Genomic DNA, 23,367 nt, shown 5'->3' on the forward strand with positions numbered 1-23,367 from the left:
CGGCCTCCCCCGCTTGACGAAGGGCACGCAGACACCATGGCTCCGAAGACGAAGACGGCCGGAGACGGCAGTGGCCTGATGGAGATGTCCTGGGATCCGATCACCCGGATCGTAGGCAGCCTCGGCATCCACACGAAGATCGACTTCAAGCAGAAGCGGGTCGCCGAGTGCTACAGCACCTCGTCGGTCTTCCGCGGCTACAGCGTCTTCATGCGCGGCAAGGACCCGCGCGACGCGCACTTCATCACCAGCCGCATCTGCGGCATCTGCGGGGACAACCACGCCACGTGCTCGGTGTACGCGCAGAACATGGCGTACGGCGTCAAGCCGCCGCACCTCGGCGAGTGGATCATCAACCTCGGCGAGGCCGCGGAGTTCATGTTCGACCACAACATCTTCCAGGAGAACCTGGTCGGGGTCGACTACTGCGAGAAGATGGTCCGCGAGACCAACCCGGGCGTCCTGGAGCTGGCGGAGCGCACCGAGGCACCGCACGCCGCGGAGCACGGCTACCGCACCATCGCCGACATCATGCGCTCGCTCAACCCGCTGGAGGGCGAGTTCTACCGCGAGGCGCTCCAAGTGAGCCGTTACACGCGGGAGATGTTCTGCCTGATGGAGGGCCGGCACGTCCACCCCTCCACGCTCTACGCGGGCGGCGTCGGCACCATCGCGTCGGTGCAGCTGTTCACCGACTACCTCACCCGGCTGATGCGGTACGTGGAGTTCATGAAGCGGGTCGTGCCGCTCCACGACGACCTCTTCGACTTCTTCTACGAGGCCCTGCCGGGCTACGAGGAGGTCGGCCGCCGCCGCATCATGCTGGGCTGCTGGGGCGCGTTCAACGACCCGGAGTACTGCGACTTCACGTACGCCAACATGACCGACTGGGGCCGGCGGATGTTCGTCTCGCCCGGCATCGTCGTGGACGGCAAGCTGGTCACCAACGACCTGACGAACATCAACCTCGGCATCCGCATCCTCCTGGGCAGCTCGTACTACCAGGACTGGGAGGGCCAGGAGCAGTTCGTCACGCACGACCCGCTCGGCAACCCCGTCGACCCGCGTCACCCGTGGAACCAGCACACCATCCCGGCGCCGCAGAAGCGGGACTTCGACGACAAGTACAGCTGGGTCATGTCGCCGCGCTGGTTCGACGGCCAGGAGCACCTGGCCCTCGACACCGGCGGCGGCCCGCTGGCCCGTCTGTGGTCGACGGCGCTCAACGGGCTGGTCGACATCGGCTATGTGAAGGCCACCGGGCACAGCGTGATCATCAACCTGCCCAAGTCGCTCACCAAGCCGGAGACCACCTTCGAGTGGAAGATCCCGCAGTGGAGCAACGCACTGGAGCGCAACCGGGCACGCACCTACTTCCAGGCGTACGCCGCCGCGTGCGCCCTGCACTTCACGGAGAAGGCGCTGGCGGAGGTCCGCGCGGGCCGCACCCAGACCTGGGAGAAGTTCGAGGTCCCGGAGGAGAGCATCGGCGTGGGCTTCACCGAGGCGGTGCGCGGCGTGCTCTCGCACCACATGGTGATCCGCGGCGGCAAGATCGCCAACTACCACCCTTACCCGCCGACCCCGTGGAACGCGAGTGTGCGCGACACCTTCGGCACGCCCGGCCCCTACGAGGACGCGGTGCAGAACACCCCGATCTTCGAGGAGAACTCCCCGGAGAACTTCAAGGGCATCGACATCATGCGCGCCGTGCGGAGCTTCGACCCCTGTCTGCCGTGCGGTGTCCACATGTACGTCGGCGGCGGCCGCACGGTCCAGAAGCTGCACGTCCCCACCGGCCTGAGCGGCATGGCCGGATGAGCGCGGAGCGTACCGCGCGGCGGATCGAGGAGATCCTGGACGGTCTCGCCGCCTCCGGCGACCGCGAGGCCGCGGCCGCCGCCGAGGAACTGGTGCGCACCCTCATGGAGTTCTACGGCGCGGGCCTGGCCCGCGCCGTGGAGCTCCTGGAGAAGCGCGGCGCCGACCCCATGGCCGCGCTGCTGGCGGACGAGGTGGTGGCGGGCCTGCTCGTCCTGCACGACTTGCACCCCGAGGACACCCTCACGCGGGCCGGCCGCGCGGTCCACGCCGCCCGGGCCGGCACGTCGGTGGACATCGAGCACTTCGACCCCGACAGCGGCACCCTGCGGCTGGCCGCCCGCGAGGGCGGCGGCTGCGGATGTCCCAGCACCATGGACGCCACCCGGCAGCGCATCGAGGCCGCGCTGTCGTGCTGGGCGCCCGAGGTGACGACGGTGGAGCTGCCGCAGGCCGGTCCGGCCGTGCGCGAGCCCGCGTTGCTGCAGATCGGCACCCGCCCGCCGGGGGCACTGTGAGCCCGCAGTCCCCCGCCGCGGCCGGGCTGCGCCGCTTCGTCGCCCCGCGCCCGGCCGCGCCCGAGCGGTGCGAGCTGTGCGGGGCGACGCTGACGGGTCCTCACCGGCACCTGGTGGACGTCGACCAGCGCGCGCTGGCCTGCGCCTGCACGCCCTGCTCACTGCTCTTCGACCGGCCGGGCGCCGGCGGCGGGCGCTTCGCCGCCGTACCCGACCGCTACCTCGCCGACCCCAATTCGGTGCCGGACGCAGTCGCCTGGCAGCGGCTGCGCATCCCGGTGTCGGTGGCCTTCTTCTTCCACAACGCCTCCCTCGAACGCCCCGTCGTGCTCTACCCGAGCCCGGCGGGCGCCACCGAGAGCGACGTGGACCCGGGCACCTGGGAGGCCGTCTTCGGCGACTCGCCGCTGGCCCGCGCGTTGCGGCCGGACGTGGAGACGCTGCTGGTGCGCCGCGAGGGCGACGGCGGCGAGTGCTATCTGACGCCGGTCGACCGCGCGTACGAACTGGTCGGCCGGCTGCGGCTGACCTGGCAGGGCTTCGACGGCGGGCCCGGCGCGCGCGCCGAGCTCGCGGCCTTCTTCGACGACCTACGACAGCGGGCGGCCCCCGTGCCGCGGGAAGGGAACCGGTCGTGACCGAGCTGGGCTTCACGTGCACGGGCGTACGGGCCGATCCGTACGCCGCCGGACCGACGCTCGTCTTCCGGCTGCGGATCACCGCCTCCGGCGGGGAGCGGGTGCACGCGCTGGCGCTGCGCTGCCAGTTGCGCATCGAGCCGGCGCAGCGCGCCTACGCGCCGGCCGAGGCCGAGGGCCTGGACGACCTGTTCGGCGCGCCGGAACGCTGGGGCAGCACGCTGCAACCGCTCCAGTTCGCCCAGGTGTCGGTGATGGTGACCGGCTTCACCGGTGAGATCGAGGTGGACCTGCCGGTGCCGTGCACCTACGACATGGACATCGCCTCCGCCAAGTACTTCGACGCGCTGCGGGAGGGTGAGGCGCCGCTGCTGATGCTGTTCTCCGGCACCGCCTTCCTCGGACCCGGCGGATTCCAGGTGCTGCCCGTGCCCTGGCACAAGGAGGCCACGTGCCGCCTGCCGGTGGCGGTGTGGCGGGAGACGATCGACGCGCACTTCCCCGGCTGCGGCTGGATCCGGCTGCCGCGCGGCTCCATGGACGCGTTGCGGTCCTTCCGCAGCCGGCACGCGCTGCCGTCCTGGGAGGCCACCGTCGAGGCCCTGCTCGCCGGAGCGGCACGGTGACGGCGGGCGCCGCGGAGGCGGCGGGACCAGCCGGGACACTGGAGACAGCGGAGAAACCGGAGACAGTGGAGACGGCCGAACGCTTCGACACCGCCCGCAAGGTGGCCGACGCCGTGCTCTTCGAGGGTTACGTCCTCTACCCGTACCGGGCGTCGTCGGCGAAGAACCGCATGCGCTGGCAGTTCGGTGTGCTGGTGCCCCCCGCGTGGGCGGCCGCGTCGGGCGAACCCGCCGTGCAGCGAACCCAGTTGCTCATGGAGCCGCGCGCGGACGCCGTGCTCCACGCGGAGGTGCGCTTCCTGCACGCCCAGCGGCGCACCGTCCGGCGCCTGCTGCCCGACGGGTCGTACGAGCCGGTGGAGGAGCTGGAGCTGCCCGACCGGGTCCTGGTGCCCTGGGACGAGGGGATCGAGGAACGTGTCGAACTGACCGCGTCACTGGCCGAGTTGACCAGCGGCGGTCTCACGCTCCCGTTCACCCTGCCCGCGGCCGAGAACACCGAACCGGTCAAGGGCGAGGGCGGTGCGCACAAGGGCGAGATCGTGCGGCGCCGGGAGGCCCTGGAAGGTGTCCTACGGATCGCCGCGGAGGAACTCCCCGGCCCCTACCGGGTCCTGCGGCTGACGGCCGTCGTCGAGAACACCGGCGCGGGCACCGCCACCAGGCGCGAGGACGCGCTCCCGCACTCGCTGGTGTCGGCGCACCTGATGCTGGGACTGACCGCGGGCTCGTTCGTCTCCATGACCGATCCGCCGCAATGGGCCCGCGAGGCGGTCGCGGAGTGCCGCAACGAGCACACATGGCCGGTGCTGGCCGGCGACGACGGGGCCGCCGACGTGGTGCTGTCCTCCCCCATCATCCTGGAGGACCATCCGCGCATCGCCCCGGAGAGCGCCGGCGCGATGTACGACGCCACCGAGATCGACGAGATCCTGGCCCTGCGCACCGCCGCCCTCACCGACGAGGAGAAACGGCACGCCAGGGGCACCGACGACCGGGCCGCCGCCGTCATCGACCTGGCGGAGACCATGCCGCCGGAGGTGATGGAGCGTCTGCACGGTGCCGTACGGGCGCTGCGCGAGGTCACCGGGCCGGACCCGGTGCCGGCCCCGGCCGTGACCGCGCCGGACACGCCCTGGTGGGACCCGGGCGCCGACGCCTCGGTGGACCCGGGCCGCGACCGTGTGGTGATCGAGGGCACGTCCGTCGGCGCGGGCAGCCGGGTCGTGCTGCGCCCCGGCAAGCGGCGCACCGACGCCCAGGACCTGTTCCTGCACGGGCGGGGGGCACTGGTGGAGGCGGTGCTGCACGACGTGGACGGCGGTGTGCACCTCGCGGTCACCGTGGACGGCGACCCGGGCGCCGAGATCCGCCGTGAGCAGGGGCGTTTCCTGTACTTCCAGCCCGACGAACTGGCCCCGGCGGAGGACTCGTGAACGGCGGGCGCGTGCTGGTCGCCGGCATCGGCAACATCTTCCTGGGCGACGACGGCTTCGGCGTCGAGGTCGTACGGCGGCTGGCCGGTCACCCGCTGCCCGAGGGCGCCGAGGTCACCGACACCGGCGTCCGCGGAGTGCATCTGGCCTACCAGTTGCTGGACGGCTACCGCTGCGTGGTCCTGGTCGACGCAGTGCCGGGGGGTGAGCCGCCCGGCACCCTGCGGCTGATCGAGGTGCCGCCGCGGCCGGCCGGCGACCCGGCGGAGCCGCCGGTCGTCGACGGCCACCGTATGACCCCGGACGCCGTGCTGGCACTGCTGGACACCCTCAGCGTCGGTACGGGCGCGGGCAGCCGGCCCGCGCGCGTCCTGGTCGTGGGCTGCGAACCCGCCTGTCTGGACGAGGGCATCGGCCTGAGCGCGCCCGTCGCCGCCGCCGTGGACGAGGCCGTGGGTCTCGTGCTGCGGGTCGTCGGCGAGGAGTGCGCCGGGGCAGGGAGTCCGCACGCGGAGGCGGGTCCCGCGGCCCGTCCGCGGTGAGCGGATCCGACAGAGCAGACGACACAACAGAAAGGAGCACCCCGCCATGTGGAAGATCGCCCTCGGCGCGGTGGGGGCGGCCGCGGCCGTCCTCGCCATGTCGCGCGTCCTGCCCGACGTGAAGCGCTACATGCACATCCGGTCCATGTGAGGCCGAACGGGTACCCGCCGCCGGGCCGGCGGCGTGGCGGGCCGGGGGCTCGCCACGACCGGCCTCTAATGGAGCCGCGCGAGCCGGGGGTACCGCCCGGCGGCAGCCGGGGCCCGGCCGGCACCCCACGCCGGCACCCCACACCGGAGAAGAGACCGATGCACGAGATGTCCATCGCGATGGCGGTGGTGGAGCAGGTCGAGGAGGCCGCCGCCCGCCTGGCGGACGGCGGCGCCGCCCCGCCCGCCGTGCGGGAGGTCCGGCTGGAGGTCGGCGAACTCGCCGGGGTGCTGCCCGACTCGCTGTCCTTCTGCTTCGACCTCGCCTGCTCCGGCACCGTGCTGGAGGGTTCGTCCCTGTCGGCCGAGACCGTGCCGGGCCGGGCCCGATGCGCCCCCTGCGACCACGAGTGGCCGACCGGGCTGCCCCCGCAGCTGGGCTGCCCCCGCTGCGGCTCGGGCGCGTCGGAACTGCTGTCCGGCCGCGAACTGCGCATCACCGAAGTGCGCTGGGCGGACCCCGTCCTACCCGACCCACCCGGCCTGCCCATCCCACCCGGCCCGCCCGTCCCGCTGTCCGCACCACTCGCCGAGGAGCGCTGACCGCCATGTGCAAAGTCACCGACCTGCAGCAGGCCGTGCTCGCCAGGAACGACCACGGCGCGCAGCACCTGCGCGAGGAACTGGCCGCGCGCGGGACCGTGATGGTGAACCTCCTGTCCAGCCCCGGCAGCGGGAAGACCGCCCTGCTGGAGGCGGAACTGGGCCTGGCCCGGCAGCGCGGCGTGCCGGTCGCCGCGCTCACCGCCGACCTCGCCACCGAGAACGACGCGATGCGCCTGGGCCGTTCGGGCGTGCCGGTGCGGCAGGTGCTGACCGACGGGCTGTGCCACCTGGAGTCCGGGATGGTGCGCTCGCACGTCGAAGCCTGGCTGCCCGAGGACACCCACCTGCTGTTCGTGGAGAACGTCGGCAACCTGGTGTGCCCGGCCTCCTACGACCTCGGCGAGTCGCTGCGCGTGGTGCTGGCCTCGGTCACCGAGGGCGAGGACAAGCCGCTGAAGTACCCCAGTGCCTTCGGTCTGGCGCAGCTGGTCGTGATCACCAAGTACGACCTCGCGGCGGCCGTGGACTTCGACGAGACGGCGTTCCTCGCCGGCGTCGCCCAGGTGAACCCCGGTGTCGAGGTGGTCCGCACCTCCGCGCGGGGCGGCGAGGGCATGGGCGTGCTGCTGGAGCGGGCGCTCGCGGTGCGTGCCGGGGCCGCCGTCCACCGGCCCGTGATGGCGCGCACCGCCGTGGGGCACGCGCACTGATGGCCGGCCGGCCGGCCCCGGCGGCCGACGCCGCCGCGCAGCGCCGCAGGGTGCTGGTGCGGGGCGTGGTGCAGGGGGTCGGCTTCCGGCCGTTCGTCTTCGGACTGGCCCGGGAGCTCGGTCTGTCGGGGCACGTCGGCAACACCGGTGAGGGCGTGGTCGCGGAGGTCGAGGGCGCCCCCGCGGCGGTCGCGGCGTTCTGCGTCCGCATCGGCACCGACGCCCCTCCGCTGGCGGTGGTCGAGTCCGTCTCGCACGCCGCGGTACCGCTCGCCGGTGGCTGGGGCTTCGCCATCGCCGCGTCGAAGGCGGGCGAGGGAGCCGCCCGGACGCTGGTCTCCCCCGACACCGCGACCTGCGGGGCGTGCCTGGCGGAGCTGCGCGACCGGGGCGACCGCCGCTTCCGCCATCCGTTCATCACCTGCACGCACTGCGGGCCGCGCTTCACCATCGTGACCGGACTGCCCTATGACCGGGCCAACACCACAATGGCCCGGTTCCCGATGTGCGGGGCCTGCCGGGGCGAGTACGAGGACCCGGGCGACCGGCGCTTCCACGCGCAGCCGGTCTCCTGCCACGACTGCGGGCCGCGGCTGCGGCTGCTGGTGCGGCGCGGACGCGGCACAGTGGAGGCGGCGGCGCCCGATCCGCTGGGGGGCGCGCGGCGGCTGCTGGCGGACGGCGCGATCGTCGCCGTGAAGGGGCTCGGCGGCTACCACCTGGCGTGCGACGCGGGGAACGACGAGAGCGTACGGCTGCTGCGGAAGCGCAAGAACCGGGGTGACAAGCCTTTCGCCCTGATGGCCCGGGGCCTCGCGGACGTGGCGCGGCTGGCCCATGTGGACGCCGCGGAACGGGAGTTGCTGGCCGGAGCGCGGCGGCCCATCGTGCTGCTGCGGCGGCGCCCCGATGAGGACGGGGTGGCGCCGGCCGTCGCGCCGCGGGTCGCCGACCTCGGCGTCATGCTGCCGTACACCCCGGTGCACCATCTGCTGCTGGGACTGCCGGGAGACCTGCCGGGCCCCCCACTGCTGGTGATGACCAGCGGCAATCTGGGCGGCGAGCCGATCGTCACGGACGACCAGGAGGCGCTGCGGCGGCTGGCGGGGCTCGCCGACGCGTGGCTGACGCACGACCGGCCGATCCATGTGCCCTGCGACGACTCGGTGGTGCGGATCTGCGACGGCGGCGAACTGCCCGTGCGGCGCTCGCGCGGCTACGCGCCCTTCCCCGTGCCGCTGCCGGTGCCGGTGGTCCCGGCGCTGGCCGTCGGCGGCGACCTGAAGAACACCTTCTGTGTGGGCGAGGGACGGCACGCCTGGATGTCGGCGCACGTCGGGGACATGGACGACCTGGCGACGCTGACCGCCTTCGGCGCCGCGGAGCGGCAGTTGGAGGACATCACCGGGGTGCGGCCGGCCCTGCTGGCCGCCGACCGGCACCCGGGCTATCGGTCGGTGGCCTGGGCGCGGCGCGCGGCCGGGGACCGTCCGCTGCGGCAGGTGCAGCACCACCACGCGCACATCGCAGCCGCGATGGCCGAGGCGGGGCTGGACGGCACCGCGCCGGTGCTCGGCGTCGCCTTCGACGGCACCGGCCACGGCGACGACGGCGCCGTCTGGGGCGGGGAGTTCCTGCTCGCGGACTACGACGGCTTCCGGCGCGCGGCCCATCTCGCCTACGTTCCGCTGCCCGGCGGGGACGCCGCGGTACGCCGGCCCTATCGCATGGCGCTGGCGCATCTGCGGGCGGCGGGTCTGCCCTGGGATGCCGACCTGCCGTGCGTCGCGGCCTGCCCGGAGGAGGAACTCCGCGTGCTGGAGACGCAATTGGCGCGCGGACTGCACTGTGTCCCCACCTCCAGCATGGGCCGCCTCTTCGACGCCGTCGCCGCGCTGGCCGGCGTGTGCCAGGAGGCCGGGTACGAGGCGCAGGCCGCCGTGGAACTCGAGGCCGCCGCGGTGGCCGCCGGCGAACTGCCGGAAGGGACCTACGCGTTCGCGCTGCGGGACGGCGGCGGCGTGGACGGCGCCACCGCCTGCGACGCGGGCCCGGTGCTGGCGGGCGTCGTGGCGGACCTGCGCCGCGGCGTGCCGGCCGGCGTCGTCGCGGGCCGCTTCCACCGGGCGGTGGCCGACCTGGTGCGCCGGGTGTGCGCCGCGGTACGCGAACGTGACGGGGTCGTGACGGTCGCCCTGAGCGGCGGCGTCTTCGCCAACGCGCTGCTGTCCACCGCCTGCGCGGGCGCGCTGCGCGCGGACGGCTTCGAGGTACTGCGCCACCGCCTGGTGCCGCCGAACGACGGCGGCCTGGCGCTCGGCCAGCTCGTCGCCGCGGCCCGCGTCGACGCCCCGCGGACCCGGACCCGGACCCCCCACCCAGAGCGAGGAGACAGCTGATGTGCCTGGCGGTACCCGGCAAGGTGCTGGAGATCGAGGAACGTGACGGGACCAGGATGGCGACCGTCGACTTCGGCGGCGTGATCAAGGACGTGTGCCTGGAGTACCTGCCCGACCTGCAGGTCGGCGAGTACGCCATCGTCCACGTCGGCTTCGCGCTGCAGCGTCTGGACGAGGAGTCGGCGCGGCAGACGCTCGCCCTGTTCGGCAACCTGGGCCTGCTGGATGAGGAGTTCGGCGACCCCTGGCAGCAGGCGGCGGCCGAGGCGGGCCCCGCACCGGCCGGTGCGGCGGAGGCGGACCGGTGAAGTACATCGAGGAGTTCCAGGACCCCGAACTGGCGAAGCGGCTGCTGGACGACATCCGCGCGACCGTGACCCGCCCCTGGGCGCTGATGGAGGTGTGCGGCGGCCAGACCCACACCATCATCCGGCACGGCATCGACCAGTTGCTGCCCCCGGAGGTCGAGCTCATCCACGGGCCCGGCTGCCCGGTCTGCGTGACGCCGCTGGAGGTCATCGACAAGGCCCTGGAGATCGCCTCCCGGCCCGAGGTGATCTTCTGCTCCTTCGGCGACATGCTGCGCGTGCCCGGCACCGGCCGCGACCTGTTTCGGGTGCGCAGTGAGGGCGGCGACGTGCGCGTGGTCTACTCCCCGCTCGACGCGCTGCGGATCGCCCGGGAGAACCCCGACCGCCAGGTGGTGTTCTTCGGCATCGGCTTCGAGACCACCGCCCCGCCCAACGCCATGACGGTGTATCAGGCCCGCAGGCTCGGCATCCGCAACTTCAGCCTGCTGGTCTCGCACGTCCGGGTGCCCCCCGCGATCGAGGCGATCATGCGGTCGCCGCAGGTGCGGGTGCAGGCGTTCCTGGCCGCCGGGCACGTGTGCAGCGTGATGGGGACGGAGGAGTACCCGGAGCTGGCGGACGGCTTCGGCGTGCCGATCGTCGTCACCGGCTTCGAGCCGCTGGACATCCTGGAAGGGGTGCGCCGCACGGTGCGCCAACTGGAGCGCGGCGAGCACTCCGTCGAGAACGCCTACCCGCGCGCCGTCCGTCCCGAGGGCAACGCGGCGGCCAAGGCGATGCTCGCGGACGTCTTCGAGGTCACCGACCGCGCGTGGCGCGGCATCGGCGTCATCGCGGACAGCGGCTGGCGGCTCTCCCCGCGCTACCGGGAGTTCGACGCGGAGCACCGCTTCGAGGTCACCGGCATCACCACCCGCGAGCCGGCCGCCTGCCGCAGTGGCGAGGTGTTGCAGGGCCTGCTCAAGCCGCACGAGTGCGAGGCGTTCGGCACCGCCTGCACCCCCCGCAATCCGCTGGGCGCCACGATGGTCTCCAGCGAAGGGGCCTGTGCCGCCTACTACCTCTACCGCCGGCTCGGCGGCACCAGCGCACCTCTGGAGGCGAGCCCCGTTGGCTGAGATCGCTGACACCCTTGCCGCGCCGGACTTCTCCGGCTGGACCTGCCCCGCCCCGCTGCGCGACCAGCCCCGCGTGGTGATGGGGCACGGCGGCGGCGGAACGCTGTCGGCGGAGCTCGTCCGGCACGTCTTCGCCCCGGCCTTCGGCGGGACCGTGCTGGCCCAGCTCGCCGACTCGGCGGTGGTCGCGCTCGGCGGCGCGCGGCTGGCGTTCTCCACGGACTCGTACGTGGTGCGCCCGCTGTTCTTCCCCGGCGGCAGCATCGGCGACCTGGCCGTCAACGGCACGGTCAACGACCTCGCGATGAGCGGCGCCCGGCCGGCCTTCCTGTCCTGCGGATTCATCCTGGAGGAGGGCGTCGAGATGCCGCTGGTCGCCCGGGTCGCCGAGGCGATCGGCGCGGCCGCCCGGACCGCCGGGGTCGAGATCGTCACCGGGGACACCAAGGTCGTCGAGTCCGGCCACGGCGACGGGATCTACATCAACACCGCGGGCATCGGGCTGGTCCCCGAAGGCGTCGACATCCGGCCGCAGCGCGCGGTGCCGGGCGATGTCGTCATCGTCAGCGGGGAGATCGGGGCGCACGGCGTCGCCGTCATGAGCGTGCGCGAGGGGCTGGAGTTCGACGTCGAGATCGAGAGCGACTGCGCCCCGCTGAACGGTCTCGTCGAGGCGATGCTCGCGGTGACGACCGATCTCCACGTGCTGCGCGACCCCACCCGGGGCGGGCTCGCGGCGGCGCTCAACGAGATCGCCGCCGCCTCCGGGGTCGGCGTCGTCGTCGAGGAGCGCGCGGTGCCCGTGCCCTCCCCGGTCGCCAACGCGTGCGCGGTGCTCGGCCTGGACCCGTGGTACGCGGCCAACGAGGGCAAGCTCGTCGCCTTCGTCCCCCGGGCCCACGCGGACGGGGTGCTGGCCGCCCTGCGCGCGCATCCGCTGGGGACGCGGGCGGCGGTGATCGGCGAGTGCGTGGAGGACCACGCGGGCATGGTCGTCGCGCGCACCGGGCTCGGCGGCACCCGGGTCGTCGACCTGCCGCTGGGCGAGCAACTGCCCCGGATCTGCTGACCGTTCACGGGCGCGGCCGGGACGCGGGCGCACCCCTGCTCCCGGCCATGCCCGCCGGCAGGGGTGCGCCCGGCCGTCCGGGGCAGCAGGGATGCAGGACGCGGCCCCGCCGCACCCGACGCCCGAGGAGAACACCATGACCTTCCAGCACCCGGTGGAACGAACCGACGAACGCGGCCGCGGCGGCCGCTTCGAGCAGCTGGCGGAGTGGGCATCGAACTTCACCGCCTCCCCCGTCTTCTACGGGCTGTGCGTAGTCATGGTGGCCGCCTTCGTCGTCGTCCACGTCCTCGGGCTGCCGCTGAACTGGCAGTTGTTCGCGGCGGACCTGATGACGGCCGTCACCCTGCTCCTGCTGGCACTGCTGAAGAACACCGAACGCCGGGCGGAGCACGCCCTGCAGACCAAGCTGGACGCGATCGCCGCCGCCCTGCTGGAGCAGGGCGGCAGCTCGCACGAGGCGCGTGACGCGCTGCGCAAGGTGATCGGCATCCACGAGGAGGCGTGACGGGCCCCGGGGATGGGTCAGCCGCTGACGCTCGCGGCGCCGGTCTCCAGGTGGCCGGTGAAGCGGCGCGACCAGGACGCGTCGGAACCGATCGCGACCGTGAAGTCGTACCAGCCGGAGGAGTACGCGACGGCGTTGAACCAGTCGTCGGTGCTGCCGCCCGCGGGCACCGTGTAGGTCCAGGGGCCGTCGGTGCGGTACTGGTTCGCCTTGATGGTGAAGGTGACGGCGGCGGCCGAGGTGTTGGTCATGCGGAACCACACCGCCTGCTTGCCCGTGTCGGGGGCGGCGGCGTACGACGGGACGACCTCGCAGGCCTTGCCCGCGGCCTTGGCGTCGCCGGTGAAGCGGCGCAGGAAGCGGTTGGGGCCGACGAGGGTCAGGTCGTACTTGCCGTCGCCGTAGCCGGAGCCGATGTTGAAGTAGTCGCTGCCGGTGCCGCCCGCGTCGATCGTGTACTGCCAGGGCACGCGGCTGCGGTAGGCGTTGGGGTGGATGGAGAAGTGCGCGGCGCCGGTGGCCTGGGCACCCTGGTTGCTCATGGCGATCCAGGCGAGGATCGTGCCGCCGCTGCCGAACTCGAGCCGGTCCAGGTACCCGTTGGGCTGGTAGGGCAGGGCACGGGCGGGCCGGGTGCCCGCCTCCTGGACGGGCAGCGCGTTGGTGGTGGGCTTGGGGTTGGGCAGCGGCGCGCAGGTGTTGATGCCGATGACGGAGGTCGCGGGCAGGGCGGGCAGGCCGCTCACCGGCGAGGTGAAGTCGAAGCAGCGGGTCAGGTCGCCGGTCACCTTGCGGCGCCAGGCGCTGATGTTGGGGCTGGTGGCGGGCGTGCCGAGGGCGGCGGTCCAGCGCTCCATGAAGCGGATGACGGAGGTGTGGTCGTACACCTCGGAGGACACCCATCCACCGCGTGTCCAGGGCGAGACGACGATCATCGGGACGCGGAAGCCCAGCCCGTACGAGGTGCCGCTCAGGAACTCCCCGGCCGTGCCGGCGGGCGGTGACGGCGGCGGGACGTGGTCGAAGTAGCCGTCGTTCTCGTCGTAGTTGAGGAAGAGCACGGTCGAGTCGAAGACCGCCGGGTTCGCGCTCAGGGCCTGGAGCACCTGGTGCACGAAGTGCGCGCCGTCGCCGGGCGGGGCGTAGGGGTGCTCGGAGAAGGCCTGGTTGGGGACGATCCACGAGACCTGGGGCAGCGTGCCGGCCAGGACGTCGGTCTTGATGGCGGCCACGATGTCGTCCGGCGTGGAGCCGGTCACGCGCGGGACGGAGGCCATGCCGCGGTCGTGCAGCGGGGTGCCGGCGGCGGCCTGGGTGAACTGCTTGAAGTACGCCAGGCCGTTGTCGCCGTAGTTGTCGTCGGCGTTCTGGTAGACCCGCCAGCTCACCCCGGCGTTCTGCAGGGCCTCGGCGTACGTCTGCCAGGTCAGGCCGGACTCGTCGCCGCCGTCGTGGCTGGAGGAGTCGACCTTCCCGCTCCACAGGTACGTCCGGTTGGGCCCGGTCGCGCTCAGCGTGGAGCAGTAGTAGGCGTCGCAGATGGTGTAGGCGTCCGCGAGGGCGTAGTGGAAGGGGATGTCGCCCCGGGAGAGGTGGCCGAGGGAGCGCACGTTGCCGACGCCGGAGACCCAGGAGTCCAGGGCGCCCTTGTTCCACGCGGCGTGCTGGGAGGACCAGCTGTGCGGCAGGTCGCCGTTGCACTGGGCGAGCGTCTCGGGGTCGGCGCCGCCGGCGGCGGGCGTGGCGCTGAGCCGCCAGGGGTACTGGCGTCCGGCGCCGTTCGGCTGGTTGAAGACCGACTGGCCGCCGGGCAGGGTGATCGTGGCCCGGTCGCCGAAGCCGCGCACGCCCTTGAGCGTCCCGAAGTAGTGGTCGAAACTGCGGTTCTCCTGCATCAGCACGACCACGTGCCGTACATCGGCGATGGTCCCGGCGGCGGCTGCCGCCTGCTGCTGCGGCACGGCGGCCGCCCCGCCCGTCTGCGTGACGGCGGCTCCGGCGGCGGCCCCTGCGGAGAGTGCCACGAACTTCCGGCGACTGATACCCGTCATCCCACCGATCCTTGTCGACTCGACGTCAGGTGCGTGTGATCGCAGGCAAGGGTGCCGCCGGGCGGCGCGGCGGACCAGGGGTTCGCGGCGGCGGGCACCGGTCCGCCGGGTGAATGTCCGGGGAACACCGCCGCGACCGGGCTTTTTCCCGCTTTCGGGTGGCGTTCGGCGTCCGAACGGAAGAGTCTTGGAGGCAGAGGGGGCACGCGGCCCGCAAGGCGGCGCGCCGACGTCGGTGGTGGCGGCGCGTGAGCGAGGAGACGGACATGAGCGACAACGACATGGGTGATGAGGTCTACCAGCCGGACGGCTCCGAGGTGCAGGACGACGCCGGGTTGCTGGAGCCCGAGGACACGCTGGACTACCACGGCGTGGACCAGGTGCTCGACGAGGGCTACTCACCGCCGGAGCGGCCCTGGGCGGTGAACAAGGCGGCCACCACCGCGGAGGGTCGCCTGCGGGGGGAGACCCTGGACGAGCGGCTGTCCGAGGAGCTGCCGGACCTGGCCGTCCCCACCGGTGACGGCATCGGCGACGCCTGGGACACCGACGGCGAGCTGATCGACGACGAGGTCGGCGGGGCGCGCGCGGGCCGGCTGGTCGCCCCCGACGAGGGCGCGCACTACGAGACCGAGGGCATGGTCGCCTATGACATCGGTGTCGACGGCGCCGCCGCCTCCGCCGAGGAGGCCGCGATGCACCTGGTGCGGGGCGCCGACGAGTACTGATCCTCGCGGGCGCCGACGGGTGGCGCCGGCCGGGCCGCCGGCCGCCCCCGGTCACGGCTTGCTCTCTCCCTCACGCGCCCGACGCGCTGACGTTCAGGAGTCCCTTCGGGAGGACGGGGGCGGCGGGCCCGGTGCGGCGGGCCCGCAGGCTTTCCGGTCCGCGCCTTCCGCGTTGCACTGAAGCGGCGGAGCCACGATCGCGCAGTGGTGGTGGAGGGGCGGCAACTCCTTGGCGACCGAGTCCGGCTCCTCCGGGGCCTCCTTCAGCACGTCGGAGGAGATGAAGGTCCACGCCAGCACGGATCCCACCACGAGCAGCCCGGCGCAGATCAGAACGGCGAGGCGGAAGCCGTGACCGAAGGCGGCCGGGTTCTCGTAGTCGTCACCGGACAGCCCCACCAGCAGCGGCAGTGCGGCCACCGACAGCAGGCCGGCCGCCCGGGCGACGGCGTTGTTCACACCGGAGGCGGTGCCCGCGTGCCGCACGTCGGCCGCCCCGAGGACGGTCGCGGTCAGCGGGGCCACCGTGCAGGCGAGGCCGAGCCCGAAGACGCACACCGCCGGGAGGACGTCGGCCACGTACGAGGCGTCGGCGCCGATCCGCAGCATCAGCAGCAGTCCCACGGCGGAGACCGCGGGGCCGACGGTCATGGGGATGCGCGGGCCGATCCGCTCGGCGAGCCGCCCGGAGCGCTCGGACAGCGCCAGCATGATGATCGTGATCGGCAGCAGCGCCGACCCGGAGGCCAGCGGGGAGAACCGGGCCTCGGTCTGCAACTCCAGCACCAGGAAGAAGAAGACGCCTCCGAGCGCGGCGTAGACGGCGAAGGTCACCAGGTTCGCGGCGGTGAACTGCCGGTTGGCGAAGAGGCCGGGCGGCAGCATGGGGTGGCTGCTGCGCCGTTCGGTCCACACGAAGCCGGCCAGCGCCGCCAGGCCCAGGAAGCCGGAGACCGCGACGCCGGCCAGGTCGGCCTGGCGCCCGCCCGCGCCGATCAGCGCGTACGTGATGCCGGCGAGTCCCACGGCGCCGAGCACGGCGCCCGCCACGTCGAAGTCGCCGGTGGCGGCCTCGTCCCGGCTCTCCGGGACGTGCCGGGACGACACCGCGAGCACGAGCGCGGCCATCGGCAGGTTGATGAAGAAGACCCAGCGCCAGCTGACGGCGTCGACCAGCCAGCCGCCCAGCAGCGGTCCCAGCGCCCCGGCGATGCCGCCGAGGCCGGACCACACGCCGATCGCGCGGGCCCTGTCCTCGGAGGCGAAGGACGACTGGATCAGCGCGAGAGACCCCGGCGTCAGCAGCGCGCCGCCGATGCCCTGGAGGGCGCGGGCGGTGATCAGCACGTGGATGTCGGGCGCCAGGCCGCACATCAGCGAGGCCAGCGCGAACCACACCGTGCCGATCATGAAGATCTTGCGCCGCCCGAAGCGGTCCCCGAGGGAGCCGCCGAGCAGGATGAGCGCGGCCAGGGTGAGGGTGTAGGCGTTGACCGTCCACTGGAGCCCCTCCAGGGAGGCGCCGAGATCACGGCCGATGGTGGGGAGCGCGACGTTGACGACCGTGCTGTCGAGGAAGGTCATGCCCGAACCGAGCACGACGGCGACCAGCACCCACCGTCCCGCCGCTTCCCCGAGCGTCAGCCCACCGCCCCGCCCCGTCGCGCGCGCGGCTTCCGTCATCGCAGCCTCCGGCCGTCCCCGCTGGTCTTCCCCGAGGCTACCCCGGCAGTGCCGTGCTCGCGTGGCGTACGAAGATCGCGGGGCATGGGAATCCGGAGCCGCGGGGGGTGTTGAAGAAGACGTGACCTCGCCGCCGCTTCCCGTACTCCCGCCGTCCTTCCGGCTCTCGCTCCTCGACCGGTCCCCGGTGCGCAAGGGGCAGGAGCCCGCGCAGGCGCTGCGCGACACCGTGTGGCTGGCGCAGCGGGCCGAGGAGCTCGGATACCACCGTTTCTGGGTGTCCGAACACCACGGGGTGCCGGGACTGGCGGGGTCGGCGCCCACCGTGCTGGCCGCGGCGATCGCGGGGGCGACGTCCCGGATCAGGGTGGGCACCGGCGGGGTGATGCTGCCGAACCACCGGCCGCTGGTGGTGGCCGAGCAGTTCGGGGTGCTGGAGTCGCTGTTCCCCGGGCGGATCGACATGGGGCTGGGCCGCTCGGTGGGCTTCACCGACGGCGTGCGGCGCGCACTGGGCAGGGACACGGACGCGGCGGACGACTTCGCGGGGCTGCTGACCGAACTGCTGGGGTACTTCACCGGCAGCCCGGGCGGGGGCACCGCCGTGCACGCCCGCCCGCCGGAGGGGCTGCGCATACCGACGTTCGTCCTGGCCACGGGCTCGGGGGCGGCGCAGGCCGCGGCCTTCGGGCTGCCGCTGGTGATCGCGGGCCGCGACGAGGAGCGGATGCGGGCGGCGATCGACCGGTACCGCGCCGGCTTCCGGCCCTCGGCGTGGGCGGCACGGCCGTACGTGGTGGTCTCCGCGCCGGTCGCGGTCGCGGCGACCACCGAGGAGGCACGCCGGCTGCTGGTCTCCGAGGCCTGGTCGGCCGCGTACTCCCGCAACCACGGGGAGTTCCCGCCGCTGGGGCCGCCGGAGGAGATCCTGGCGGGCCCGATGAGCGCCCGCGAACGCGGCCACTTCGAGGAGTCGCTGGCCGGCGGCATCCACGGCACGGAGGCGGAGGCCGGGGCGGCGCTCGCGGCGCTGGTCGCACGCACCGGGGCGGACGAGGTCCTGGTCAGCACGGCCGGGTACGACCGCGCGGCGCTGCTGGACTCGCACCGCCGGCTGGCCCGGGTGACCGGCCTCGGAGCGGACCGGCGGCCCGCGGGCACGGGCGCGGGCGCGGGCGCGGCACTGCCGTAGCCGGCGGGGGCGGCTCGCCGCCTTGCGATGGACGGCAGGGGCCGGGCGGTGTCAACGGGCCCGGGAACCGCGGTGGTTGGCGGCGTCCGGGGTGATCGCCGTGGCCGCCGCCGATGAGTTCTCCGTCCCCGGGCGGTCTGCCTTTCCGACCGTACTTTCCCGAAGGTGGACCGATGACCGATCTGCACGACATCCTCAACGCGTACGTCGCCGACGGAACCGTGCCGGGAGCGGTGGGCCTGGTGGCCCGCGGCGACCGGACCGAGGTGGCGGCCGTCGGCTCGGCCGGCATCGCCGGCGCGGTCCCGGCCCTCGCCCCGATGGCCCGGGACTCGATCTTCCGCATCGCCTCGGTCTCCAAGCCGATGACGGCCGCGGCCGTCATGACGCTGGTGGACGACGGGCGGCTCACGCTGGACGACCCGGTGGTCAAGTGGCTGCCGGAACTGGCGTCGCCGGTGGTCGTCCGGACCCCGCAGAGCCCGGTGGACGACGTGGTCCCGGCCGAACGCCCGATCACCGTGGCCGATCTGCTGGACGCCCGGGCCGGCTACGGCTTCCCCTCCGACTTCTCGCTCCCGGCGGTCGCGCCGCTGTTCGCCGAGCTGAAGCAGGGGCCGCCGATGCCCCAGCACGTCCCGGAGCCGGACACGTGGATGGCGACCCTCGCGCGCATCCCGCTGCTGCGGCAGCCGGGCGAGGCCTGGCTCTACAACACCACCTCCGACATCCAGGGGGTGCTGATCGCCCGGGTGGCCGGGCGGTCGCTGCCGGAGTTCCTGGCGGAGCGGATCTTCGAACCGCTCGGCATGCGGGACACCGGCTTCGCGGTGCCCCCGGGCGACCTCGGCCGTTTCACCGGCTACTACCGGGCCGACCAGCCGGGCGGGCTGCAGCTCGTCGACGCGCCGGACGGGCAGTGGAGTGCCGAGCCCGCGTTCCCCTCGGGCGCCGGAGGACTCGTGTCGACCGCGGACGACCTGCTCGCCTTCGCCCGCATGCTGCTCGGCGGCGGCATCGATGGCAGCGCGGGCGGCCGGCGGGTGCTGTCGGCGGAGTCGGTGCGTCTGATGACGACCGACCGTCTGACGCCCGCCCAGCGGGAGGAGAGCCCCCTGTTCCTGGAAGGCCAGAGCTGGGGCTTCGGCGGATCGGTGGACGTCGCGTCCGTCGAGCCGTGGAACGTACCGGGCCGCTACGGATGGGTCGGCGGCACCGGCACGGCGGCGCACATCGTGCCGTCGACGGGCGCGGTCACGGTGCTCCTCACCCAGCGGGAGCTGGCCGGGCCCACCACGCCCGAGCTGATGCGCGACTTCTGGCGGTACGCCGCGGGGCGCTGAGGGCGCCGCCGCTTGTGCCGCTCAGTTGTCGTACGGGTGGGTGGGGCTCGACTCCAGTGTGTGGGTGAACAGGGCGAACTCCACCAGCCCGTCGGCGCTGGTGGTCACGCTGGCCGGGCGGGTGCCGGGGTAGCGGGAGGCGATGAGATCGGCGACGCGGTGGGCGGTCGCCGCGTCTGCCGCGGCGATGCGCACATAGGCGACGCCCGGCTCGTACAGCGGTCCGAGGTCCTCGGCCATGGTGATGCTCCCCTTGTCCCGTCCGTCCGGCGGATCACCGCCGGAGACGGCCCGTTGGTCGCCGCGGTTGCCCGCGCGGGCCGTTTTCACTCGAAGTCGTCATCCGGGAGGGTCAGGACAGCAGGAAGTCCGCCTTTCCGTCCTTCGCGCCCTGGATGAACATCTTGATCTCGAGGTCCGTGTAGATGAGCGCCGGCCCGTCGGGGTCGGTGGACTGCCGCAACGCGACTCTGCCGTCCGCCAGTTTCATGGCTTCCACGCAACTTCCCCCGTTGCCGCCGCTCCACGGCTTGTGCCAGCCCTCGGTTCCGAGGTCCTGGGCACGCATGCCGTTGTATATGCGGTCGTCCATGTGTGTCAGATCTCCTTGCGGATGCCATCGAGGATGGCTGCGGTGCTGTGTGCGGGCGAGGCTTGCGCGCACATCCGGTCCAGGGCCTCGAGGAAGACGGACACGTCGTCACGGTCGTCCAGGTAGGCGGCGCCGACCAGGCTCTCGGTGAAGACGACGTCCGGCAGTTCCTGGATCTGGAACCGGAAGATGTGGAAGGGCCCGTACATCGCCGGGTGCGGGCCGGCGGTGAAGGGCATGATCTGCAGCCGTACGTAAGGGAGTTCGCAGGCCGCCACGAGTCGTTCGAGCTGGGCGCGCATGACGTCGGCGCCGCCGATGGGACGCCGCAGCACGGTCTCGTCCATGACCACCCACAGCAGCGGCGCGCCGGGGCGGCACAGCAGCGCCTGGCGCTCCAGCCGCAGGGCGACGGCGCGTTCGGTCTCGGCGGCCGACGCGTGCGGGCTGCCGGCCCGCAGCACGGCGCGGGCGTACTCCTCGGTCTGCAGCAGGCCGGGGACGTAGTGCGGCTCGTAGGCGCGGATCGTGCCCGCCTCGGCCTCCAGACTGACGAACGCGCTGAACCAGGAGGGCAGGACGTCCCGGTAACGGTGCCACCAGCCGGGCTGGTTGCCCTCCCGGGCGAGGTCGACGAAGGCGTCGGCCTCGGCCTGCGGCACCCCGTAGAGGCCGAGCAGTTTCTCGACGTACGGGATACGGAGGCCGACCTCGGCCTTCTCCATGCGGCGGACGGTGGCGTGCGTGACGTCGAGGGCCCGCGCGGCCTGCTCGTACGAGAACCCGGCCTTCTCCCGCAGGTGGTGGAGGCGTTTGCCGAGGATGACGCGCAGGACGGTCGGCGCTCCACCGGCCCTGGCCTCAGCCACGATCCCTCTCTCCCATGGCAGCAGTGTGCCATGTCAGGAATGGAACCGACACCCTGTATTGGCGATTGTGCAATTTACAGAATGACCCTTGCCTTCTGTGCAAGCTCTGGCCATAGTTACCGGTGTGCTTCATGCCCTCAGCGCCCGGGACACCTTCCGGCTTCGCCTCCCGGCGCAGCCCTCGTCGGTCGGGATCGCCCGCCGCCAGGTGCGGTCGACGCTGGGTCACTGGGGCCTGGAGGCACTGGGCGACGACGCCGGGCTCGTCGTCACGGAGCTGTTCACCAACGCGGTACTGCACAGTGGGAGCGACCATGTCGCCTGTGTGCTGTGGACCGCGGGCGGCCTGCTGCACGTGGAGATCATCGACGAGGGCCGCGGTGACGGCGGCCCGCTGAGCCGCCGCGCGGCGGACGCCGACGAGAACGGCCGCGGACTCATGCTCGTCGCCCATTTGGCCGAAGGCTGGGGTGTCAAACCGCCCACTCGCGGTACGGGCCGCGCCGTATGGGCGACCCTTGCCTGCGCGCGCGGTGGGGCCTCCCGGCGCACCGGCTGACGCGGGGGTCCGGCCCGCAATCCGGTCGCGTCGTGACCGATTGGATGGTGGCGCCCTCCGGGCGGGCTTACGCTGGGCTTCGACGGAACGGCCCCTGGGCGAGCACCACCCACCCACGGCCTCCGCCCCGGGAGGAGCCGCCCACCGCGGCCCCCGCCCGGTTCCGCAACCGGCGCCACCGCGTCCGCTCAGCCCATCAGCCCGACCGGGCGTAGGCGTCCGGCAGCGGCCGGGCCCGGCGTCCGGCTCACCCGACACGAAGGAGTGCGCGGTGACACCCGAGAAGTCAAAGCGGAACCAGCTCCCCAAGGAGCCTGACGATCAGCCCAGCCCGCAGCGGGAGGTGCGCAACCTGGACGTCTGGGCCAGGTCCGCGCCGATCCGGCTCGCCGGGTACGAGGACGATCTGAACGAGCTGCACATCCTGCGCAGCATCGACTGACTCTTCGCCAGGTCTGGTTCCGGGGCCGTACGGGCAACGACGCCCGTGCGGCCCTTCCGTGCACCGCGAAGGCCGGTTCACCCGCCGCCCGGGCCGTTCGGCGGCCTGATGGCGTACAACTCCAGCACCGCCGGCGGCGCCGCGAGCCCAGGGCCCCCGGCGCGCACCCATGCGGTGATGTCCTCCACGGCGCCGGGGTCGTTGACCAGTCCGAGCCAGACGGGACGGCCGCCCGCCGCGCGCCCCTGGGGCGACGGCTGGACGACCACGACATTGGCCTGCTCGCACACGTCGAGGCAGTCGGTGACCCGCACCCGGCACACCCCGCCGAGCGCGTCCTCGAGACCGGCCAACTGCGCCGCGTGGTCGACCCCGGGCACCTTCTCCGTGCCGCAGCAGCAGTCACGGCAGACGCTCACCGTGCAGACGCCGCGACGGACCGACGGGACGGACCGGGCGGACCGGGCGGACGCCGCGTTCACGCGAGGGTGATCCGCACACCCACCGTGCCCTCGCGGCCCCTGCGCAGCCGGCTGCCGAAGAGGATGAGCCGGCCCATCAGCCCGTACTTGCGGGCGACCAGCGAGCGATAGCGCTCGGTGTCCTGCGCCCCCACGATCTCGGCGTGGGCGGGTACTTGATCACCCGTCGGATTGCCGCGCTGATCGCACGGGCCGACCAGGACGTCGGCCCGGTTGCGGATCCGCTTGACCTTGCCGGAGTCGGCGGCCGTCCACGCCCCCAGGGCGTCGCCGTCGCGCACCACCCACACCGGGGTCGGCACGGTCCGGCCGTCCCGGCGATAGGTGGTGACCAGAAGGTACTTCCCCGCGGCGAGGCGGTCGGTCCCGCTGTCCTCGATCATGCCCCCAGGCTACGCGGGCAGCGCCTCCGCGGCAGAGGCCGGGCCAACGGCGAGGAGGGACTTGCCGAGGCACACGCTGAGCGGACTGTCCTTGTAGTGGCCGAACTTGGTCACCGGCGTATAGCCGCAGGAGGTGTACAGGGCGATCGCCTCGGGCTGCATCGTGCCGGTCTCCAGCACCATGCGGCTGCGGCCGGCGGCGGCCGCGTCGTGCTCCAGTTCCGCGAGCATGCGGCGGGCCAGGCCCTTGCCGCGGGCCTCCGGGACGACGTACATGCGCTTGAGCTCGGCGTCGCCGTCCTGGAAGCCCTCCGTGGAGGCGTCCTGCGCACGCCAGCCGCCGGTCGCGACGGGGACGCCGTCGAGGTGGCCGAGCAGGAACCTGCCGTACGGGGCGTCGAAATGGGCGGCGTCCAACGGGGTCTCGTCGGGGCCGCCGTAGCGCTCCACGTACTCCTGCTGGACCCGCGCGGTCAGCAGTACGGCGTCGGGGTGGTCGTAACGCGTCTTCCGGATCTGCACCCGGATATCGTACGTGCGCGCGGAACGCACCCCGGCGGGAGCGGCCGCACCGACGGGTATCGTCCCCGT

27 protein-coding genes are annotated in these 23,367 nt (G+C 73.3%); 19 read left to right on the forward strand and 8 right to left on the reverse strand.

What is annotated here, in order from left to right; genetic code table 11:
* The first annotated feature begins 36 nt into the window (after positions 1 to 36).
* The 14 genes from ACFWVC_RS04100 (at position 37) to ACFWVC_RS04165 (ending at position 12,452) form a co-directional block, all read left to right on the forward strand.
* On the forward strand, positions 37 to 1,821 hold the full coding sequence (locus tag ACFWVC_RS04100) for a nickel-dependent hydrogenase large subunit (protein ID WP_384276531.1): 1,785 nt from the start codon (positions 37 to 39) through the stop codon (positions 1,819 to 1,821).
* A complete protein-coding gene (locus ACFWVC_RS04105) occupies positions 1,818 to 2,339 on the forward strand; it encodes a hypothetical protein (RefSeq protein WP_384276535.1) in 522 nt (173 codons plus the stop codon). Before ACFWVC_RS04100 ends, ACFWVC_RS04105 begins: the two co-directional genes overlap by 4 nt.
* The gene (locus tag ACFWVC_RS04110; RefSeq protein ID WP_384276539.1) at positions 2,336 to 2,977 is read left to right on the forward strand and encodes a DUF5947 family protein; all 642 of its coding nucleotides are present in this window, start codon (positions 2,336 to 2,338) and stop codon (positions 2,975 to 2,977) included. The genes ACFWVC_RS04105 and ACFWVC_RS04110 overlap by 4 nt, the downstream gene beginning before the upstream one ends.
* Positions 2,974 to 3,603 carry a DUF6084 family protein gene (locus ACFWVC_RS04115; RefSeq protein ID WP_384276542.1) on the forward strand — a complete coding sequence of 210 codons (630 nt, stop codon included), beginning with the start codon at positions 2,974 to 2,976 and terminating at the stop codon, positions 3,601 to 3,603. The genes ACFWVC_RS04110 and ACFWVC_RS04115 overlap by 4 nt, the downstream gene beginning before the upstream one ends.
* Before the next feature lie 38 nt (positions 3,604 to 3,641).
* Positions 3,642 to 5,039, forward strand: a complete 1,398-nt coding sequence (locus tag ACFWVC_RS04120; protein WP_384277660.1) for a hypothetical protein — start codon at positions 3,642 to 3,644, stop codon at positions 5,037 to 5,039.
* Positions 5,036 to 5,581 (forward strand): hydrogenase maturation protease, encoded by a 546-nt coding sequence (locus tag ACFWVC_RS04125; RefSeq protein WP_384276547.1) that lies wholly within the window; start codon positions 5,036 to 5,038, stop codon positions 5,579 to 5,581. Before ACFWVC_RS04120 ends, ACFWVC_RS04125 begins: the two co-directional genes overlap by 4 nt.
* 46 nt (positions 5,582 to 5,627) lie before the next feature.
* A complete protein-coding gene (locus tag ACFWVC_RS04130; protein ID WP_384276552.1) occupies positions 5,628 to 5,732 on the forward strand; it encodes a DUF6893 family small protein in 105 nt (34 codons plus the stop codon).
* A 158-nt stretch (positions 5,733 to 5,890) separates the two neighbouring features.
* Entirely contained in the window at positions 5,891 to 6,334 is a 444-nt protein-coding gene (locus ACFWVC_RS04135; RefSeq protein WP_384276557.1) for a hydrogenase maturation nickel metallochaperone HypA, read from the forward strand.
* Between the two features lie 5 nt (positions 6,335 to 6,339).
* On the forward strand, positions 6,340 to 7,047 hold the full coding sequence (gene hypB / locus ACFWVC_RS04140; RefSeq protein WP_384276562.1) for a hydrogenase nickel incorporation protein HypB: 708 nt from the start codon (positions 6,340 to 6,342) through the stop codon (positions 7,045 to 7,047).
* On the forward strand, positions 7,047 to 9,446 hold the full coding sequence (gene hypF, locus ACFWVC_RS04145; protein ID WP_384276568.1) for a carbamoyltransferase HypF: 2,400 nt from the start codon (positions 7,047 to 7,049) through the stop codon (positions 9,444 to 9,446). The genes hypB and hypF overlap by 1 nt, the downstream gene beginning before the upstream one ends.
* Positions 9,446 to 9,754, forward strand: a complete 309-nt coding sequence (locus ACFWVC_RS04150; RefSeq protein WP_384276573.1) for a HypC/HybG/HupF family hydrogenase formation chaperone — start codon at positions 9,446 to 9,448, stop codon at positions 9,752 to 9,754. The genes hypF and ACFWVC_RS04150 overlap by 1 nt, the downstream gene beginning before the upstream one ends.
* Complete coding sequence (hypD, locus tag ACFWVC_RS04155) at positions 9,751 to 10,875, forward strand: hydrogenase formation protein HypD (RefSeq protein WP_384276581.1); 1,125 nt, start codon at positions 9,751 to 9,753, stop codon at positions 10,873 to 10,875. The genes ACFWVC_RS04150 and hypD overlap by 4 nt, the downstream gene beginning before the upstream one ends.
* 1 nt (position 10,876) lies before the next feature.
* Complete coding sequence (hypE, locus tag ACFWVC_RS04160) at positions 10,877 to 11,944, forward strand: hydrogenase expression/formation protein HypE (RefSeq protein WP_384277669.1); 1,068 nt, start codon at positions 10,877 to 10,879, stop codon at positions 11,942 to 11,944.
* Positions 11,945 to 12,080: 136 nt separating this feature from the next.
* Positions 12,081 to 12,452, forward strand: a complete 372-nt coding sequence (locus tag ACFWVC_RS04165) for a low affinity iron permease family protein (protein ID WP_384276587.1) — start codon at positions 12,081 to 12,083, stop codon at positions 12,450 to 12,452.
* 17 nt (positions 12,453 to 12,469) lie between these two features.
* Here the strand turns inward: ACFWVC_RS04165 and ACFWVC_RS04170 are convergent, their stop codons facing one another.
* Positions 12,470 to 14,503 (reverse strand): phosphocholine-specific phospholipase C, encoded by a 2,034-nt coding sequence (locus ACFWVC_RS04170; RefSeq protein WP_384276593.1) that lies wholly within the window; start codon positions 14,501 to 14,503, stop codon positions 12,470 to 12,472.
* A gap of 266 nt (positions 14,504 to 14,769) precedes the next feature.
* Here ACFWVC_RS04170 and ACFWVC_RS04175 point away from each other — a divergent pair, with 266 nt between their 5' ends.
* A complete protein-coding gene (locus ACFWVC_RS04175; protein ID WP_384276601.1) occupies positions 14,770 to 15,231 on the forward strand; it encodes a DUF5709 domain-containing protein in 462 nt (153 codons plus the stop codon).
* 93 nt (positions 15,232 to 15,324) lie between these two features.
* On the opposite strand, the gene ACFWVC_RS04180 is transcribed toward ACFWVC_RS04175, so the two are convergent.
* Positions 15,325 to 16,914: an MFS transporter gene (locus ACFWVC_RS04180; RefSeq protein ID WP_384276609.1), complete on the reverse strand. Its 1,590-nt coding sequence runs from the start codon at positions 16,912 to 16,914 to the stop codon at positions 15,325 to 15,327.
* A gap of 121 nt (positions 16,915 to 17,035) precedes the next feature.
* Between ACFWVC_RS04180 and ACFWVC_RS04185 the strand changes: the two genes are divergently transcribed.
* Together ACFWVC_RS04185 and ACFWVC_RS04190 are read left to right on the forward strand one after the other, a co-directional pair.
* The gene (locus ACFWVC_RS04185) at positions 17,036 to 18,106 is read left to right on the forward strand and encodes an LLM class flavin-dependent oxidoreductase (RefSeq protein WP_384276614.1); all 1,071 of its coding nucleotides are present in this window, start codon (positions 17,036 to 17,038) and stop codon (positions 18,104 to 18,106) included.
* Positions 18,107 to 18,279: 173 nt separating this feature from the next.
* A complete protein-coding gene (locus ACFWVC_RS04190) occupies positions 18,280 to 19,449 on the forward strand; it encodes a serine hydrolase domain-containing protein (protein ID WP_384276619.1) in 1,170 nt (389 codons plus the stop codon).
* A 21-nt stretch (positions 19,450 to 19,470) separates the two neighbouring features.
* Here ACFWVC_RS04190 and ACFWVC_RS04195 read toward each other — a convergent pair whose 3' ends face one another.
* From ACFWVC_RS04195 to ACFWVC_RS04205, 3 genes are read right to left on the reverse strand one after another with little or no spacing between them, the layout of a single operon-like run.
* Entirely contained in the window at positions 19,471 to 19,779 is a 309-nt protein-coding gene (locus ACFWVC_RS04195) for a hypothetical protein (RefSeq protein ID WP_384276624.1), read from the reverse strand.
* A gap of 22 nt (positions 19,780 to 19,801) precedes the next feature.
* Positions 19,802 to 20,041, reverse strand: a complete 240-nt coding sequence (locus tag ACFWVC_RS04200) for a DUF397 domain-containing protein (protein WP_360909502.1) — start codon at positions 20,039 to 20,041, stop codon at positions 19,802 to 19,804.
* 5 nt (positions 20,042 to 20,046) lie between these two features.
* Positions 20,047 to 20,910 (reverse strand): helix-turn-helix domain-containing protein, encoded by an 864-nt coding sequence (locus tag ACFWVC_RS04205; protein WP_384276634.1) that lies wholly within the window; start codon positions 20,908 to 20,910, stop codon positions 20,047 to 20,049.
* A 124-nt stretch (positions 20,911 to 21,034) separates the two neighbouring features.
* Here ACFWVC_RS04205 and ACFWVC_RS04210 point away from each other — a divergent pair, with 124 nt between their 5' ends.
* Both ACFWVC_RS04210 and ACFWVC_RS04215 read left to right on the forward strand, forming a co-directional pair.
* Positions 21,035 to 21,469 (forward strand): ATP-binding protein, encoded by a 435-nt coding sequence (locus ACFWVC_RS04210; protein WP_384276641.1) that lies wholly within the window; start codon positions 21,035 to 21,037, stop codon positions 21,467 to 21,469.
* A gap of 271 nt (positions 21,470 to 21,740) precedes the next feature.
* A complete protein-coding gene (locus ACFWVC_RS04215) occupies positions 21,741 to 21,911 on the forward strand; it encodes a hypothetical protein (protein WP_384276646.1) in 171 nt (56 codons plus the stop codon).
* 77 nt (positions 21,912 to 21,988) lie between these two features.
* Here the strand turns inward: ACFWVC_RS04215 and ACFWVC_RS04220 are convergent, their stop codons facing one another.
* Genes ACFWVC_RS04220 through ACFWVC_RS04230 form a run of 3 tightly spaced genes read right to left on the reverse strand, consistent with a single transcriptional unit; the run spans position 21,989 to position 23,298 of the window.
* The gene (locus ACFWVC_RS04220) at positions 21,989 to 22,330 is read right to left on the reverse strand and encodes a (2Fe-2S) ferredoxin domain-containing protein (protein ID WP_384276650.1); all 342 of its coding nucleotides are present in this window, start codon (positions 22,328 to 22,330) and stop codon (positions 21,989 to 21,991) included.
* A gap of 59 nt (positions 22,331 to 22,389) precedes the next feature.
* Positions 22,390 to 22,776 carry a PPOX class F420-dependent oxidoreductase gene (locus ACFWVC_RS04225; RefSeq protein ID WP_384276654.1) on the reverse strand — a complete coding sequence of 129 codons (387 nt, stop codon included), beginning with the start codon at positions 22,774 to 22,776 and terminating at the stop codon, positions 22,390 to 22,392.
* Between the two features lie 9 nt (positions 22,777 to 22,785).
* Positions 22,786 to 23,298, reverse strand: a complete 513-nt coding sequence (locus ACFWVC_RS04230) for a GNAT family N-acetyltransferase (protein WP_384276662.1) — start codon at positions 23,296 to 23,298, stop codon at positions 22,786 to 22,788.
* Positions 23,299 to 23,367: the final 69 nt, after the last annotated feature.

It is taken from the genome of Streptomyces sp. NPDC058691 (genome assembly GCF_042714775.1).
Lineage (GTDB): Bacteria > Actinomycetota > Actinomycetes > Streptomycetales > Streptomycetaceae > Actinacidiphila.